Origin of the sequence: Magnetovibrio sp. (genome assembly GCF_036568125.1) — a bacterium.
GTDB lineage: Bacteria > Pseudomonadota > Alphaproteobacteria > Rhodospirillales > Magnetovibrionaceae > Magnetovibrio.
Genome location: NZ_DATCTF010000004.1, coordinates 224,884 through 241,586, shown reverse-complemented (window position 1 = coordinate 241,586; position 16,703 = coordinate 224,884). Strand labels below are relative to the sequence as shown.

Sequence of the window (16,703 nt, the reverse complement as noted above, 5' to 3'; positions counted from 1 at the left end):
GTTATGCCATATCAGCTCTGAAGGATGTATGAACGTCTATAAACCCAACGCGTCCAAGCACGCACCCGCCAGGGCATCGGCGCGCGGCGACAAGGGGCCAGGCAACCGGCCATAGATTTGAAACGTCGCGGTTTGCAGCACGATGCCGAACACCCACGCCGTGGCCTCGGTCGCATCCGCATGGCCGACTTCACCTGCGTCGATGCCCGTTTGGATCACGTTTTGCACCACATCGATGGGGTTGGCCATGTCGTCAGTGATTTTAGATAGCTGGCCATGTTGAACCAGCAAGAGAAAACGAAACAAGGTTTCGTCGCGATCGAACAGCTGACAGAAACCCTGCACCATGGCCTCGATTTTCGCCGCAGTGCTGACTTCGCCCGCTTGCAGTACGCTCAGCGTGGCGGCGAAATTGGTGAAGTTGTCGCGAAACAACGTCCACACCAGTTCGTCCTTGCTGCTGAAATGACGATAGATCGCGCCTTCGGTGATTGCCGAGGCCTTGGCGATGTCGCGCATGCCGCCGCCGTCGACGCCTTTGTCGACGAACAGTTCCAGTGCCGCACGCTTGATTTTTTCCCGTGTCGCTTCGCCTGAACGCATGGTCATCCCTCTATTAGTAAACGATCACTTACATAACACGGCGAACGCGCCCTTGCAATATCGTCCTGGCACGCGTCAAATGCGCCCTCGGCACGGGAGACTTCATGTACGGCACCTTACTGAGTATTTCGGCATTGTTGGCGGGCGTTTTCGCCATGAGCCTGGGTTTCGGCCTGCAAGCGACCCTGCTTGGCGTGCGTGCGGGTATCGAGGGTTTTCCCGTCACCGTGACCGGTTTCATCATGGCGATCTATTACGCCGGCTACATCGTCGGCTCGTTGTTGTCGCCGCGCCTGGTGCAAACGGTCGGCCACATTCGTGTGTTCGCGGCCCTGGCATCCTTGGCCAGCGCGGCGGCGCTGCTGCACGCCGTCATGGTCACCCCGCCGACGTGGGTACTGTTTCGCGTCATGACCGGGTTTTGCGTCGCCGGGTTGTTGGTGGTGGCGGAAAGTTGGCTCAATCACGCCAGCACCAACACCAACCGCGGCAGCATTCTATCGGTTTACATGGTCACCAGTCTGGGCGCGACGGCCTTGGGCCAATTGCTGCTCAACGTCGCGCCGGTGGACGGCACGATGCTGTTCATCTTGGTGTCGGTCCTGGTGTCGGTGTCGTTGGTACCGATGGCGCTGTCGTCGCGCACCGTGCCGACCTTGCAACCCACCGCGCGGATGAAAATCCGCAAACTGTTCGAACGCTCCCCCATGGGCGCGGTCGGGTGCTTTTCCACCGGCCTGATCAACGGCAGCTTTTGGGGTATGGGCGCGGTCTACGCCCACACCGCAGGCCTGGATACCCGCGGCATTTCACTGTTCATGGCGATGGTGGTATTGGGCGGCATCATATCGCAATGGCCCATGGGCCGACTGTCGGATCACGTCGACCGGCGCTGGGTTCTGGCCGGCCTCGCCGCCGCCACCGCTGCGGCAAGCCTGGGCATCGCGACCTGGGGCGGCGTGTCCCACGAGATCATGTTCACTTTGGGCTGGGTGTTCGGTGCGATGGCGTTTCCGCTTTACGCCATTTCCATCGCCCACGTGAACGACGTGCTGGACATCGACGACTTCGTGCCCGCCAGCAGCGCGTTGCTGTTGCTCTACGCCATGGGCGCGGTGGTGGGGCCGTTCGTCGGCGGCGCGGCGATGGACGCCATCGGCGCGCCGGGGCTGTTTTATTTCAACGCCGCGGTTGCGATCGCGCTGCTCGCCTTCACCCTCAAGCGCCTGTATTTCGGGCACGCGGTGAAAAACGCCGACAAGGAAGACTTCATCGGCCTGCCGCGGACCACCGCCCAGGCCCTCGAGATGGCGGCCCAAGTGGTCGAGACCGCAAATCGGGAAGACGATCCAGCTCAGCCTTAAACGTCACCAACCTTAAACGTCCAGGTTGGCGACCTTCAGCGCATTGTCTTGGATAAAGTCGCGGCGCGGTTCGACGTTGTCGCCCATCAAGGTGGAGAACACCTCGCCCGCATCTTCGGAATGGGCGACCTTCACCTGCAGCAAAATCCGTGCGTTGGGGTCGAGCGTGGTTTCCCACAGTTGGCCGGGGTTCATTTCGCCCAGACCTTTATAACGCTGCACCGCCAAACCCTTGCGGCCCATTTCGGTGATGCGCTCGATCAAGTCCACCGGCCCTGTGATGACGCTGTCTTTGTCCTTGGCGGTCAAAGTACCGTGGCGCATGAAGGTTTTCTGCAGCTGCCCGGCCATGGCGTCGAGGCGCCGTGCCTCGGCGCTCTTGATCAGGGCGCCGTCGATGACATGAGTTTCGGTCACGCCGCGCAAGGTCCGCGACAATTGCAAACCGCCGTCGTCCAAAACCGCGCCTTCCCAACCTCGTTCCAACTCGGTTTCCAGCGCGTTCATGCGCTTGGCCATATATTCGCCGACCTCGCCCGCGTGCTCAGGATCGGTCAACACTTGCGGATTGAGCGCACCCAAGATGGCGGCTTGTTCGACCATACGCAGCGGCACGTGCTTGGAAATGTCTATCAGCAAGCCACGCGCGATACGCGCCTCTTCGACCAGGTTACGCAGATCGGTACCGACCACCTGCGCACCGTCAAAGCCCGTGAACATCGTGCCTTCGTCGACGGCGGCGTTGAACAGATAGTCCTCCAACGCCCGGTCGTCTTTGAGATAGACTTCCGAATTGCCGCGCTTGGCGCGGTACAATGGCGGCTGCGCGATGTACAAATAGCCCCGTTCGATCAGTTCCGGCATCTGGCGATAGAAGAACGTCAGCAACAAGGTGCGGATGTGGCTGCCGTCCACGTCGGCGTCGGTCATGATGATGATTTTGTGGTAACGGCATTTGTCGGCGTCGAAATCCTCGCGCCCGATGCCGGTGCCCAGCGCCGCGATCAGGGTGCCGATTTCCGCAGACGACAGCATCTTGTCGAAGCGCGCGCGTTCGACATTGAGGATTTTGCCGCGCAACGGCAAGATCGCCTGATTGGAACGGTCGCGGCCTTGCTTTGCGGAACCGCCGGCCGAATCACCCTCGACCAGGAACACTTCGGAATTGGCCGGGTCACGTTCCTGGCAGTCGGCCAGTTTGCCCGGCAGCGAGGTGATGTCGAGCGCCCCTTTGCGCCGCGTCAGTTCGCGCGCCTTGCGCGCCGCTTCGCGGGCGGCGGCGGCCTCGATGATCTTACCGATGACTTTTTTGGCCTCGGCGGGATGCTCCTCGAACCAACGGTCCAAGCCTTCGCCGACGATGCTTTCGACCACCGGGCGGACCTCGGAACTGACCAGCTTGTCCTTGGTTTGCGACGAGAATTTCGGATCGGGCACCTTGACCGACAACACGCAGGTCAGGCCTTCGCGGGAATCGTCGCCGGTGATCGCGACCTTTTCCTTTTTCGACATGCCCGATTTGGTGAAATAGGCGTTGATGGTGCGCGTCAACGCACCGCGCAGGCCTGCCAAGTGGGTGCCGCCGTCGCGTTGGGGAATGTTGTTGGTGAAGCACAGCATCTGTTCGTGATAGCTGTCGTTCCACTGCATCGCCACCTCGACGGTGATGTCGTCTTTTTCGCCCGAAACCATGATGGTGTTTTCAAGCTGAGCCGTCTTGGCGCGATCGAGATATTCGACGAACGCCGCCAAGCCGCCTTCGTAGTGCAGGTCGATCTCGACCTTGTCCACGTGGCGTTCGTCGGTCAGCAGCAAATGCACACCGGAATTCAAAAACGCCAATTCGCGCAGGCGGTGTTCCAAGGTGGCGAAATCGAACTCGACCATGGTGAAGGTCGCTGCGGACGGATGGAACGTCACCGAGGTGCCGGTGTAATTGCTGCCGTCTTCGGTCTTGGGTGAAACGCCGACCACTTCCAAGGATTTCACGGTGTCGCCGTTCTCGAACCGGCAATAGTGCTCTTTGCCGTCGCGGTGAATGGTCAGGTCCAGCCAATCGGACAGCGCGTTGACCACCGACACACCCACGCCGTGCAGACCGCCCGAGACCTTGTAGGAGTTGGAATCGAATTTACCGCCGGCGTGCAACTGGGTCATGATGACCTCGGCCGCGGACACGCCTTCTTCGGCGTGCATGTCGACGGGAATGCCGCGGCCGTTGTCGGTCACGGTGACCGAGCCATCGGCGTTGAGCGTCACTGTGACCAGGTCGCACCAACCGCCCAAGGCTTCGTCGATGCCGTTGTCCACCACCTCATAGACCATGTGATGCAGGCCGGTGCCATCGTCAGTGTCGCCGATGTACATGCCCGGGCGCTTGCGCACAGCTTCCAGTCCTTTGAGAACTTTAATGGAATCCGCGCCGTATTCCGCGGGGATGCCTTCGTTCAGTTGGCTTTGGTCTTCTGTTTGATCGCTCATATCGGTCTCTGCCTATTGGCTATGGTGTCTTCAGTTTCGTGTGCATCCAAAACGCCGTTAGTGCCCTTCGGCAAGTTTAGCGTCGTCGATGCTGTAAAATTTCGCTTTGCCGGACAGCGGTGCGAACAGCTCCGCATCCGTGCCGGTGAACCAGGCCTGACAGCCCAGCGTCAGGACTTCGTCGAACAACGCGTCGCGATGGCGAACGTCCAGATGCGCCGCGACTTCGTCCAGCAGCAACACCGGCGTACGGCCTTCGTCGCTGGCGCTGAGGCGCGCCGCCGCCAGCACCAAACCGACCAGCAGCATTTTCTGCTCGCCGGTGGAACATTGCCCCGCAGGCATGGCCTTGGCGGCATGTGTGACCAGCAAATCGCTTTGGTGCGGCAAGCGGCCGTCGAGGCCATTGCCCGCACCGCCGTGCGCCGCGTCGGCCGCGCGGGATCGTTTCAGCGCCGCACGCAGACGGTCTTCGACCGCCAACGCCGGATGGTCCATCAGCCAGCCTTCGGCCAAGCCGTCGATGGCCAGCGTGCTGGCGGGAAACGGCCCGTTCATATGCGCGCACGCCCCGGCCAGGCGTTCCGCAACGCCCAAACGCGCCGCTGCCACCGCCATACCGCGTGTCGCCATGGTGTCTTCCAACGCGCTCAACCACGCATCGTCGTTCTTGCCGTCGGCCAACAGACGCGAGCGTTCACGCAGGGCATGGTTATAGGCATTGATGCGTCCGGCGTGGGCCGGATCGAAACCGAACACCAACCGATCCAAAAAGCGGCGGCGCTCCTGGCTGCCGTCCAAAAACAATCGGTCCATCTGCGGCGTCAGCCACTGCGCCGCGAAATGTTCGCTGAGCACCGACAGCGCGCGTTGCGGCGCGCCGTCCACATGAACCACCCGCTTCGCCGCGGCCGCGGTTTTGGCGGCGGTTTCGATGCCGGTGCCGACCGACACCGGGAACGCGCCGCCTTTGATATCCGCGGCGACCGCCCAGGCTCGGCCCTGATCCGCGCCAAGATCGCGCCGCCCCACGTCGCTTAAGCGGGCGCGGCGCAAGCCGCTGCCGGGAACGAGAAACGACAGCGCTTCCAAAATATTGGTTTTGCCCGCGCCGTTGGCCCCGGTCAGCACCACCGGATTGAGGCCCGGTTCGAGGCGCAAATGCTCATAACAGCGAAAATTGCTCAACGTCAGGCGCGCACACGCCAACCGCCCGACATCGTTCACGGCCGCGTCAGGCACGGCCGCGCCATCGTCGCAAGATGAGGTGTTCCGAGACAGGTCGTTTCCTCTCAGATCCGGGCCGTTGAAAGCAACTGAAGCCTGGCTTTGCGTCACGTCTGCTCTTTCGTCCTGTTGAGGCTGGCGGTTCAGACCGTATGTGGCGATCAAACGCGCCCCTTAAACCCGCATCGGCATCAGCACATACAGCGCGCTGTCGTCGCCGTCTTCGCGGATGATGGTCGGCGAGGCAGCGTCGGACAGCGACATGGTGATGGTGTCGCCTTCGATCTGGCGCATGATTTCCAGCAAGTAGGCCGAGTTGAAGCCGATTTCCAAGCGTTCGCCCGCGTAATCGGTTTCCAGCTCGTCCGTCGCGCTGCCGCTTTCGGGGCTGGACGCCGACAGAACCAACGAGCCCTTGTCCAAGGTCAGCTTCACGGCGCGCGATTTTTCCGTCGAGATGGCGGACACACGATCCACCGCGTCACCGAAGGTTTTGCGCGTGACCTTCATTTCCTTGTCATTGCCCTGGGGAATGACGCGTTCGTAATCGGGGAAGGTGCCGTCGATCAACTTGGACGTCAGCACCACGCCGTCGAACGAGAACTGAATTTTCGCATCCGACATGGTGATGCGGATTTCGGCTTCGGTTTCTTCGATCAGTTTGTGCAGTTCCTGCACCGTTTTGCGCGGCACGATCACGCCGGGCATCGATTCAGCGCCTTCGGGCAAGGCGGTTTCGGCGCTGGCCAGACGGTGACCGTCGGTGGCGACCGCGCGCAGAACCGGCGCGCCGTCCTGTTCGGCGGCGTGCAGATAGATACCGTTCAGATAGTAGCGGGTTTCCTCGGTGGAAATGGCGAAACGGGTGCGGTCGATCAACGCCTTGAGCTCGATCGCAGCAAGATCGAAGCTGACCGGCAGTTCGCCGCCCGACATCACCGGAAATTCACCGGCGGGCAGGCATGATAGCGAAAAACGCGACCGGCCCGAGCGCAAAACCATCTGCCCGTCGCCAGAGGTGGCGTCGAGTTCGATATCCGCACCATCGGGCAGCTTGCGTACAATTTCGTAAAGCGTGTGTGCCGGGGCCGTGGTCTCGCCCGGTTCCGACACCTGCGCCGCGGTGGCGTCGACAATATCGAGGTCCATGTCGGTGGCGTTCAGACGCAACTTGCCGTCACCGGCGCTCATCTTCACGTTGGACAAAATGGGAATGGTGTTCCGGCGTTCAACGACGTTCTGCACGTGGCCCAGGGATTTCAAAAGGGCCGCTCTTTCGATGATCAGCTTCATATCTCGTCCAACACTACCGTTCGTTTGCGATTACGCGTAAATCTTTGCCTGCTTCATTCTTTTACCGGAGGATATGCTGGGGATTGTGCAAACCACGATCCGGGCGATACCGATCGTCCGTGCTCGTCGTCCGCTTTGGCGCACAAAAATCACCGCAATCTCGGCGCTCAAATCAGGCACGAAAAATGCCCCCAGGAACCCCCCCTTGAAAAAGGGAAATCATTATAACAAAGCAAGGCCAAATCCGAAGCCTTTTCTTGGCCCGGAATTAACCTTAATAACCATTAAATAACAATTGGTTACAGACTATATGATGGCTTGCGAAGGCAGCCGGAAGGAGCGCACGCACAAATTGAGCGAAGCGCCGATTCGCAAAGTTCACCGGCCGTCTTGAAAACGCCCCCTGAAATGACACGACCCCCGGGTCGAAAGACCACGGGGATCGTGCAAATTTCAACGTCTGAAAAGCGCCTCAGCCTTCCAGCATGCGCCGCAGCAGTTCGACGTCTTCGGCGAAGGTGGCGTCGCGTTCGCGCAGCTCCTCGACCTTTTTCACCGCATGCATCACGGTGGTGTGGTCGCGACCGCCGAACTTGCGGCCGATTTCCGGCAACGAGCGCGAGGTCAGCTGCTTCGCCAGATACATCGCCACCTGACGGGGACGCGCGACCGAGCGCGCGCGGCGCGCCGAATGCATGTCGGAGGTGCGGATGTTGAAGTGCGCGGCGACCTTCTTTTGGATTTCTTCGATGGTCACGCGGCGGTCGTGGGCGCGAATCAGGTCGTGCAGGACGTCCTGGGCGGTTTCCACGGTGATGTCGCGGCCCACCAACGAGGCATGCGCGGCGACACGGTTGAGCGCGCCTTCGAGCTCGCGCACGTTCGAGGTGATCTTGTGGGCCAAGAATTCCATCACCTTGAGCGGCACATCGACGCCCATGCGCTCCGCCTTGGTCTGCAAGATACCGAGGCGCAGTTCATACGTGGTCGCGTGAATGTCGGCGACCAGGCCGCAGTTGAGGCGCGACTTCAAGCGCTCTTCCATGCCTTCCAGATCCGACGGCGACTTGTCCGCGGAAATCACGATCTGCCGACCTTGGTCGACCAGCGCATTGAAGGTGTGGAAGAATTCTTCCTGGGTCGAATCTTTGCCGGAAATGAACTGCACGTCGTCGATCATCAACACATCGACGTTGCGGAACTGTTCCTTAAAATCCACCGTGTTCTGTTCGCGCAAGGCGCGGATGAACCGATACATGAATTTTTCCGCCGACATGTAGATGACGGTGCGGTTGGGGTCGACTTCGCGGATGTTCCACGCAATCGCGTGCATCAGGTGAGTCTTGCCAAGCCCCACGCCGCCATAAAGAAACAGCGGATTGAACTGGGCCGTCGGGCTTTCGGCGATACGCTTGGCGGCGGCATAAGCGAACTCGTTGGGTTTACCGACGACAAAATTGTTGAACGTGTAACGCGGGTCCAACGGTGCGCTGATTTCCAACGCGGTGTCGTTGGCCGGGCGCACGTTGGCCAGTTGCGCGGGCTCCATATGGGACGGGGCCATCGGCATGCCGGCGCTGACGCTGGGGTTTTGCCGGGCACCCTGGCGAGCGCTCGACAACCCGGTCGGCACGGAACCGGTCCGCGACGCAGAAACGGATTTATCCAACGCCAACTTCGCGGCTTTGGCTTTTTCGTCTGACTTGGCGAGATCGGATTGGCCGTAATCAGCTTGAACGAATACGTCCACATCACGGACTTCGGTGTTGATCGAGCTCCACAGCTCGCCCAACCGGTCGACGTAATGGGCAACGACCCAATCTTTCATGAAACGCGTCGGCACGGAAATGCGCACCAAGCCGTCGCTCACTTCGCGCACGGTCATCGGTTTCAGCCAACTCTGAAACGCGGCTTCGCCGATTTCATCACGCAGGCTGCTCAGCACATCATCCCACTGCGCCGTCACCTGAGCGTCAAGGTTCCCCCCGGTCATCGATAAATTCCCCCGCCTTGGGTCAAAAACAACTGATCATTTTGAGGCTCGGAGGTTTTCGTCCAGACCCGGTGCAAACTTAGGAACGGGCGTTCTTGCGCCCCGGCCCCTGTGCCGACAGCATTCGCGCCCCCAGGACACGCCGATGTTACGGACAACGATTCACTTTTCATCATTTTTACTAGGCGCCTCAAAATAGTACGTTTCTTCCCCGCCGGCACCCGATGAACATCGGAACTGAAACGCCGAACTGGCCCTTAAACAGGCTCAAGAGCATATATTTTTTTATTTTGTATCAGGGGGTCAATTACTTCAGTGCTTAAGTAATTCTGGATTTTCCCTTGTCAGTTACAGACCGCAAGAGTTTTACAGTCAAAGAAACCTCATTCCTCTTTTCAATCAACTACTTCCAGATTTACTGAACCAGGGTCTGCCCGCCCTGTTGACGAGGTGTGATACTAGAGACCTCTCGAGCACGTTTCAACAAGACCGAAAGGGGAACAGGCAAAAAAATTAACTTGACTCAAAGACCGCCCGGGAATCCATCCACGCTATCCACAGGGAGTGGAAAACTGCGGTAAATTGAGGAAAAATCGCCTTGTGGCGGAATCACCTCTGAACCCACAACATATGGACCAAACCACCCAGATGCACCCCATATGCTGGCGCTGACCAATTGACTTAGGACGTTCGGACTACACAGCCGCGAAGACTTTTACTATACTTGGACTATTCACAAAATCACCGCGTATGACTCGATGCGGCGTTCGTCTTTTCACACGTTAGCGGCACGCCGAACGAAAGATCCGGACGGCTCATGTCGAGCACAAAAAAGCCGCACATCCGACAGGCAGACGTGCGGCTTAAATTGCGTGCGCGGACCGAAGTCCGGCAAAAGATATAGCGCGAGGCGAACGCCTCAGGTCGCGGACTTAGGCGAGGGCTTTGATGCCTGCGCTGAGACGCGAAACCTTGCGTGCGACGGTGTTCTTGTGGAACACGCCCAATTGGGCGCCGCGCATCATGGTCGGTTCGGCGGCCTTCAAAGCGGCTTCGGCGGCAGGCTTGTCGCCGGCTGCGATGGCGCTTTCCACAGCCTTGATGGCGGTGCGGACGCTGGAACGACGCGCGCCGTTAACGTCGGCACGACGGATGGTTTGACGGATACGCTTTTTAGCGGACTTGTGATTTGCCATTTTTTTAAAACCTTTGCGTTGAACGCATGTTCGAACGGAAGCGCGGTTTATAGAGGGCTCCGCCGCACCCGTCAAGCCCCATTGAAGCTGTTTTTGAGGCCTTTTTCATTCCTGTAAACCCCGGGCATCCAACGCCCGGTTCAGCGGTTTTCGAATTTCGGCTTTCGCTTTTCGATAAATGCCGCCATGCCTTCCTTTTGGTCATAGGTGGCGAAGCACGCGTGGAACAAGCGTCGCTCGAACCGCACGCCTTCGCTCAGGGTGGTCTCGAACGAGCGTTTGACGGATTCCTTGGCCATCATCACGGTCGAACGCGAGAAGCTTGCGATGGTTTTGGCCATGGCCATGGCTTCGTCCATCAGCTTGTCTTTTTCCACCACCCGCGCCACCAGGCCCGAAGACTCGGCCTCGCGGGCATCCATCATGCGCCCGGTCAGCACCATGTCCATGGCCTTGGCCTTGCCCACCGCACGGGTCAGCCGCTGGGTACCGCCGATACCCGGAACGATGCCGAGGGTGATTTCCGGCTGGCCGAATTTGGCCGTTTCCGACGCCACGATCAGATCGCACATCATCGCCATCTCGCACCCGCCGCCGAGCGCAAAGCCCGACACCGCTGCGATCACCGGCTTGTGACAGCTGTCGATGCGTTCCCACGGGCCGGAGATGAAATCACCAAGATAAGCGTCGTTAAAGGTCTTGTTCGCCATCTCTTTGATGTCCGCGCCCGCCGCGAAAGCCTTTTCCGATCCGGTCAGAACGATGACATGGACATTGTCGTCGGCTTCGAACTGATCCAGGGCCCGGCCCATTTCACCGACCATTTTGGCGTTCAGCGCGTTCAGGGCTTCGGGACGGTTGAAGGTGATGACGGCAATGTTGTCCTTAACCTCCGTGAGGATGTTTTCGAAGGTCATGCATGAAACTCCGGTTTGAGGGGGCATTAATTTTTGGAGGGCAAAATGGCGAAGCGCACGGTCATCGCCGATCCGGTTTGTTCAAACGTCACGTTGAGCATTTCGCCTTCGCGCACGAACGTCGCGGCGGCGGTTTTGGTCCAACCCAACTGCGGCAAGGTCGCGGCGTAAAAGTCCAGCACCTCTTTACGACTGAGCGTCGTGGTCGCCTCGACGTTGGCGATGCGCCCGGCGGGCGTGGTGAAGGTCATGCCGTCGTCGGCTTCGACCATCTGGTCCATCAGCGGCAAGTCGTCGATAACGCTGGAAAAGCGTGATTGTTCGGCGGCGTGGCTGGACACCGCCAGCACAACCGCAACCACCGCAGCCAAAGAAAAAATCGTCGATCGCATTTATAGCCTACCTTACGCGCCTTGAGACAGGATCCGGATCCTAGCGTTGTTTGCGCGGACAATAATAGGTGGAGCGCCCGCCTTGTTCCAAGCGCTGAATGCCCCCTGTCTTTGAAACATCACAATCGCATCCCGGACACGCCTGGCCCGCACGGTCGTATACCGCGAAATTGTGTTGAAAATATCCCAGACCGCCGTCGGTGGTGCGATGATCTTTCAAGGTCGAGCCACCGGCCTGGATGGCTTCGTTCAAAATGGCCTTGATCGCGGTCGCGAGCTTTTCCGCCCGCCCGCCCTGGACCGTGCCCGCGGCGCGCTTGGGCGAAATGCCGGCGCGATACAAACTTTCCGACGCATAGATGTTGCCGACCCCGCACACCACCCGGGCATCCATGATGGCTTGCTTGATCGCCACGCGCTTTCCTTTCAGCGCCTGCGCCAAGACCGGGCCGGAAAAGGCGTTGCCCAGCGGTTCCGGCCCGATGGATCGGATCAGCCGATGATCGGCGAGCGCATCGGTGGCGCACAGATCCATCAAACCAAAGCGGCGCGGGTCGGTGAAAACGATATGCGCGCCGGTGTTCAGGTCGAACTGCACATGGTCGTGCTTGCCCACCGGTGCGACCGTATCGCCGGGGGCGTAGATGCGCACCTGGCCCGACATGCCGAGGTGCCAAATCAACGTATCTTTTTGCGTCTGTATAAGAAGGTATTTGGATCGCCGCCCCACCGTGACGATCGACGCGCCTTCCAGGCGTTGGATGAAGTCCTTGGGAAACGGGATGCGCAAGTCCGCCCGGCGTAGCTGAACGCGCGCGAAAACGGCCCCTTCCATCACGGGGGCCAGTCCACGGCGAACGGTTTCGACTTCGGGCAGCTCAGGCATGCTTCTCACTATCACCTTGAGGCTTTTTTACAAAGCCATATAGGTATATGGTTCCGCGCATGAGCACCAATACACAAAAAACACCCGAACCCGAAATCATCCAGCCCGAAGCCATTCAGCCGGGCGAGTCCACCACGCACTTCGGTTACAAGACCGTGCGTGAAGAGGACAAGGTCGAAATGGTCCGCGGCGTTTTCAACAACGTCGCGTCCAAGTACGACTTGATGAACGATTTGATGAGCATGGGCGTGCACCGCCTGTGGAAGAACCGCTTGATCGAAAAGCTGCGTCCCCACGCTGGGCAAAAGCTGCTCGACGTCGGCGGCGGAACCGGCGACATCGCGTTCAAGTATCTCGATGCCGGCGGCGACGATGTCACGGTGTTCGACATCAACGACGAAATGCTGCAAGTCGGGCGCGACCGCGCCATCGACCGCGGATCGCTGACCGGCATTCAGTGGATGCAAGGCAACGCCGAAGAACTGCCGTTCGAAGACGCCACGTTTGACGCCTATACCATCGCGTTCTGTATCCGCAACGTCACCCACATCGACCGCGCCCTGCGCGAAGCGCGCCGCGTGCTCAAGCCCGGCGGACATTTTTTGTGTTTGGAATTTTCCAAGGTTGTGGCTCCCGGTCTCGGCGCGATTTACGACACCTATTCGTTTTCGCTGTTGCCGAAAATCGGCGAAGTGGTGGCGGATGATCGCGATTCTTACCAGTATCTGGCCGAATCCATTCGCCGCTTCCCCGATCAGGAAACCTTCAAGGCGATGATCGAGGATGCCGGGCTGGACGTGGTCAATTACGAAAACCTGACCGGCGGTATCGCCTGCATTCACAGCGCATGGCGCACCTAAGCGAGTAGACCGTTGCAAGCCCTCCGTCACATTCTTCGTCTGTTGTCGATCGCGCGCACCTTGGCGCGGCACGATGCGCTGTTCATTCTCGAACGCCTGCAACTCGCCCCCGGGGTGGTGCTGTTCGCCAAGTTGATCTCCAGCCGTCGCGCGCCCGGCCGTCCCGGCGAGCGCTTGGCGCGTGCGTTCCAAGACATGGGCCCGAGCTTCATCAAGGTCGGTCAGATGTTGTCGACCCGCTCGGACCTGTTGGGTGAAGAAATGGCCGCCGACTTGTCCAAGCTGCAAGACAAGCTGCCGCCATTTTCCGGCGCCGAGGCTCGCGCCGCCATCGAGGCCGAATTCGGTCGGCCTGTCGATGATCTGTTTTCCCATTTCGACGACGAGGCCATCGCCGCTGCGTCCATCGCCCAGGTGCATTTCGCTGTCACCACCGATGGTGAAGAAGTCGCGGTGAAAATCCTGCGTCCCGGCATCGAAGACGCGTTCAAGAACGATTTGGAGCTGTTTTTTTGGGGTGCGCGGTTGTTGCAACGCGCCCGTCCCGAATTGCGCCGCCTAAAACCGGTCGAAACCGTGTCGACGCTGGCGCGTTCCGTGGAAATGGAAATGGATCTACGCTTCGAGGCCGCCGCCGCCGATGAGATGCGCGAAAACTTTGCCGGCGACGGGAACGTCTTTGTGCCGTCCATCGACTGGCTGCGCACCGGCCAGCGCATCATGTGCACCCAGCGCGTTTACGGTATCCCGTTCGGCGACATCGACGCCATCAAAGCCGCAGGGCACAACCCCCACGAGGTTTTGCGCAAAACCGCAGAGACGTTCTTTTACCAAGCGTTTCGCGACGGCTTTTTCCACGGCGACATGCATCCCGGCAACCTTTTCGTGCTGCCGGACGGCGCTATAGCCATCGTCGATTTCGGCATCATGGGGCGGCTTGACCGCACTTCGCGCCGTCATCTGGCGGAATTGTTGATGTCGTTTCTGACCCGCGATTACCGCCGCGCCGCCGAAGTGCATTTTGAAGCGGGCTGGATCCCCAAACACCAACCTATCGAAGAGTTCACCCACGCGTGCCGGTCCATCGCCGAACCGATCTTGGACCGCCCGCAAAATGAAATCTCCATCGCTCGTTTGTTGGGTCAATTGTTCCAGATCACCGAGGTTTTCGAAATGGAAACCCAGCCGCAATTGCTGTTGCTGCAAAAAACCATGCTGGTGGCCGAAGGGACGGGTCGACGCTTGGCGCCTGATGCCAACATGTGGCTGATCGCCCGGCCGCTGATCGAAGCCTGGATGCGCGCCAATCTCGGCCCCGAAGCGCGCCTGCAGGAAGCCGCGCAACAAACGCTCGACGTGCTGAAACGCTTACCTGCCGTCGTTAAAGGACTTGAAAACGCGTTAAGCCAGTTCGACGAACACGGCCTCAAGCTGCATCCAGACACCGTCGCGCAATTGCGCGGCAATCGCCAGCGCAACGGTTGGTTTGCCCCGGCTGTGGTCCTGGTCGCCATTGGTGCCGCGATATTGGGCCTTACCGCCTTTTAATGCGCGCTACAGTGTAGCTATTCTAATTTCACACAATATACGCAATTTCCTTTAAATAACACTTGCGCTGTGGGTTATGGGCCTTTAACTTATCCACACCAATTTTTCGTAATTCGTAGAGCTTTAGTTTGGATTCCCCAGGCCGTGCTGAACGCCAAACGTATCCTTTTGATCGTCACGGGCGGTATCGCCGCTTATAAGACTCCGGACCTTGTGCGCCAACTGACCAAGGCTGGCGCCAGCGTACGTTGCGTGCTGACCAAAGGTGCCGAGCAATTCGTCACGCCGCTGACGTTGGCGAGCCTTTCGGGTGATAAAGTCTACACCGACTTGTTTTCCCTGACCGATGAACACGAAATGGGCCACATCAACCTCTCTCGCGAAGCCGATGTGGTGCTGGTCGCTCCTGCAACGGCCAACACCTTGGCGAAGATGGCCCACGGTCTTGCCGACAATCTCGCCACCACGCTGTTGCTCGCCACCGACAAGCCGGTACTGGCCGCCCCCGCCATGAACGTGCGGATGTGGGAACACGCCGCGACACGGTCCAATGTCGAATTGCTGAAGATGCGCGGCGTCAAGATGATCGGCCCCGACGAAGGCGAGATGGCGTGCGGTGAGTGGGGCGAAGGCCGCATGGCCGAGCCCGAGGATATCGTGATGGCGCTGAATGCCCATTTCGACGCCGCCGCGCCCCTGAACGGCTTTTCCGCCATCGTCACCAGCGGCCCGACACTCGAAGCTATCGATCCGGTGCGCTACATCGCCAATCGCTCCAGCGGTAAGCAAGGCCACGCCATCGCAGCGGCGCTGCAACGTCTTGGCGCGCGCGTCACGCTGATTTCGGGACCGGTCAACTTGCCCGATCCGGTTGGCGTGAAGACCGTTCATGTTGAAAGCGCGCGCGACATGCAGCGTGCCGTCGATGAGCATTTACCCGCCGACATCGCGGTCTGCGCCGCCGCCGTCGCCGACTGGCGGGTCGCCGGCGAAGCGACGCAAAAGCTGAAAAAAGACCCCATCGCCGCTGCGGGTGGCACCGCGCCCAGCTTCGACATGGTTGAAAACCCCGATATTTTGGCCGGGGTGTCGCGTCCAGGCCCCCATCGGCCGCGCCTGGTGGTCGGATTCGCTGCGGAAACGGAAAATGTCATCGAATACGCCCGCGCCAAATTGGCCAAAAAGGGCTGCGATTGGATTTGCGCCAACGACGTTTCGCCCGAAACCGGAACCTTTGGCGGTGATGACAACACCGTGCATCTGGTGACGCGCACCGGGGTCGAAGACTGGCCCAACCAATCCAAAACCGCCGTGGCCGCACAACTGGCAGGACGCATCGCCGAACACATCGCGTCGCACGCGGATGCCAGCAAACCCGGCGAGCGCGCCTGATGGATGACGCCGTACACAGACAGGAAACGTTTGCGATGAGCGACCAAAGCATCGAAATCGGCGTCAAACGATTGGATCACGGCGCGGATTTGGCATTGCCCCAACACGCCACGCCGTTGAGCGCCGGTGTCGACCTGCTCGCCGCCGTGGCTCAAGACCTGCGTATCGAACCGGGCCAGCGGGCGCTGGTGCCGACCGGCCTTTCCATCGAATTGCCCGCCGGTTTCGAGGCCCAGGTGCGACCGCGTTCGGGCCTCGCCAACAAACACGGCGTCACCGTTTTGAACGCACCCGGCACCATCGACGCCGATTATCGCGGAGAAGTTTGCGTGCTGTTGATCAATCACGGAAACGAGGTCTTCACCATCGAACGCGGCATGCGCATCGCCCAAATGGTGGTGGCGCCGGTTTCGTTCGTCACTTGGCGCGAAAGCCAAGATTTAAGTTCATCCGCGCGTGGTGCGGGCGGATTTGGGTCGACGGGGACACATCACCCGGTCAATCCGGACTCAACAAACATAAAATAAAGCCTATTTAAGGAATCACTGGTC

The 16,703-nt window shown here is 59.8% G+C and carries 14 protein-coding genes; 5 read left to right on the top strand and 9 right to left on the bottom strand.

Annotated features, from left to right (window positions below; genetic code table 11):
* Positions 1 to 36: 36 nt before the first annotated feature.
* Positions 37 to 603, bottom strand: a complete 567-nt coding sequence (locus tag VIN96_RS01625) for a TetR/AcrR family transcriptional regulator (RefSeq protein WP_331893670.1) — start codon at positions 601 to 603, stop codon at positions 37 to 39.
* 104 nt (positions 604 to 707) lie between these two features.
* Between VIN96_RS01625 and VIN96_RS01620 the strand changes: the two genes are divergently transcribed.
* Positions 708 to 1,967, top strand: coding sequence for an MFS transporter (locus VIN96_RS01620; protein ID WP_331893669.1), 1,260 nt, complete (start codon positions 708 to 710; stop codon positions 1,965 to 1,967).
* 12 nt (positions 1,968 to 1,979) lie between these two features.
* Here the strand turns inward: VIN96_RS01620 and gyrB are convergent, their stop codons facing one another.
* The 8 genes from gyrB to mutM all read right to left on the bottom strand — a co-directional run bounded on the left by gyrB (position 1,980) and on the right by mutM (position 12,352).
* Entirely contained in the window at positions 1,980 to 4,448 is a 2,469-nt protein-coding gene (gene gyrB / locus VIN96_RS01615; RefSeq protein WP_331893668.1) for a DNA topoisomerase (ATP-hydrolyzing) subunit B, read from the bottom strand.
* Between the two features lie 57 nt (positions 4,449 to 4,505).
* A complete protein-coding gene (recF, locus tag VIN96_RS01610; RefSeq protein ID WP_331893667.1) occupies positions 4,506 to 5,840 on the bottom strand; it encodes a DNA replication/repair protein RecF in 1,335 nt (444 codons plus the stop codon).
* Between the two features lie 9 nt (positions 5,841 to 5,849).
* Complete coding sequence (gene dnaN, locus VIN96_RS01605) at positions 5,850 to 6,968, bottom strand: DNA polymerase III subunit beta (RefSeq protein ID WP_331893666.1); 1,119 nt, start codon at positions 6,966 to 6,968, stop codon at positions 5,850 to 5,852.
* A 472-nt stretch (positions 6,969 to 7,440) separates the two neighbouring features.
* Positions 7,441 to 8,961 carry a chromosomal replication initiator protein DnaA gene (gene dnaA, locus VIN96_RS01600; protein ID WP_331893665.1) on the bottom strand — a complete coding sequence of 507 codons (1,521 nt, stop codon included), beginning with the start codon at positions 8,959 to 8,961 and terminating at the stop codon, positions 7,441 to 7,443.
* Between the two features lie 932 nt (positions 8,962 to 9,893).
* Positions 9,894 to 10,157, bottom strand: coding sequence for a 30S ribosomal protein S20 (gene rpsT, locus VIN96_RS01595; protein WP_331893664.1), 264 nt, complete (start codon positions 10,155 to 10,157; stop codon positions 9,894 to 9,896).
* A 140-nt stretch (positions 10,158 to 10,297) separates the two neighbouring features.
* The gene (locus VIN96_RS01590; protein WP_331893663.1) at positions 10,298 to 11,074 is read right to left on the bottom strand and encodes an enoyl-CoA hydratase; all 777 of its coding nucleotides are present in this window, start codon (positions 11,072 to 11,074) and stop codon (positions 10,298 to 10,300) included.
* Between the two features lie 26 nt (positions 11,075 to 11,100).
* Entirely contained in the window at positions 11,101 to 11,466 is a 366-nt protein-coding gene (locus VIN96_RS01585) for a hypothetical protein (protein ID WP_331893662.1), read from the bottom strand.
* 40 nt (positions 11,467 to 11,506) lie between these two features.
* A complete protein-coding gene (mutM, locus tag VIN96_RS01580; RefSeq protein WP_331893661.1) occupies positions 11,507 to 12,352 on the bottom strand; it encodes a bifunctional DNA-formamidopyrimidine glycosylase/DNA-(apurinic or apyrimidinic site) lyase in 846 nt (281 codons plus the stop codon).
* Between the two features lie 59 nt (positions 12,353 to 12,411).
* On the opposite strand from mutM, the gene ubiE reads away from it, so the two are divergent.
* The 4 genes from ubiE to dut all read left to right on the top strand — a co-directional run bounded on the left by ubiE (position 12,412) and on the right by dut (position 16,679).
* Positions 12,412 to 13,212, top strand: coding sequence for a bifunctional demethylmenaquinone methyltransferase/2-methoxy-6-polyprenyl-1,4-benzoquinol methylase UbiE (ubiE, locus tag VIN96_RS01575; protein ID WP_331893660.1), 801 nt, complete (start codon positions 12,412 to 12,414; stop codon positions 13,210 to 13,212).
* A gap of 12 nt (positions 13,213 to 13,224) precedes the next feature.
* Positions 13,225 to 14,760 carry a 2-polyprenylphenol 6-hydroxylase gene (gene ubiB / locus VIN96_RS01570; protein WP_331893659.1) on the top strand — a complete coding sequence of 512 codons (1,536 nt, stop codon included), beginning with the start codon at positions 13,225 to 13,227 and terminating at the stop codon, positions 14,758 to 14,760.
* A gap of 144 nt (positions 14,761 to 14,904) precedes the next feature.
* The gene (gene coaBC, locus VIN96_RS01565) at positions 14,905 to 16,152 is read left to right on the top strand and encodes a bifunctional phosphopantothenoylcysteine decarboxylase/phosphopantothenate--cysteine ligase CoaBC (RefSeq protein ID WP_331893658.1); all 1,248 of its coding nucleotides are present in this window, start codon (positions 14,905 to 14,907) and stop codon (positions 16,150 to 16,152) included.
* Positions 16,153 to 16,187: 35 nt separating this feature from the next.
* A complete protein-coding gene (gene dut, locus VIN96_RS01560) occupies positions 16,188 to 16,679 on the top strand; it encodes a dUTP diphosphatase (RefSeq protein ID WP_331893657.1) in 492 nt (163 codons plus the stop codon).
* Positions 16,680 to 16,703 lie beyond the last annotated feature (24 nt).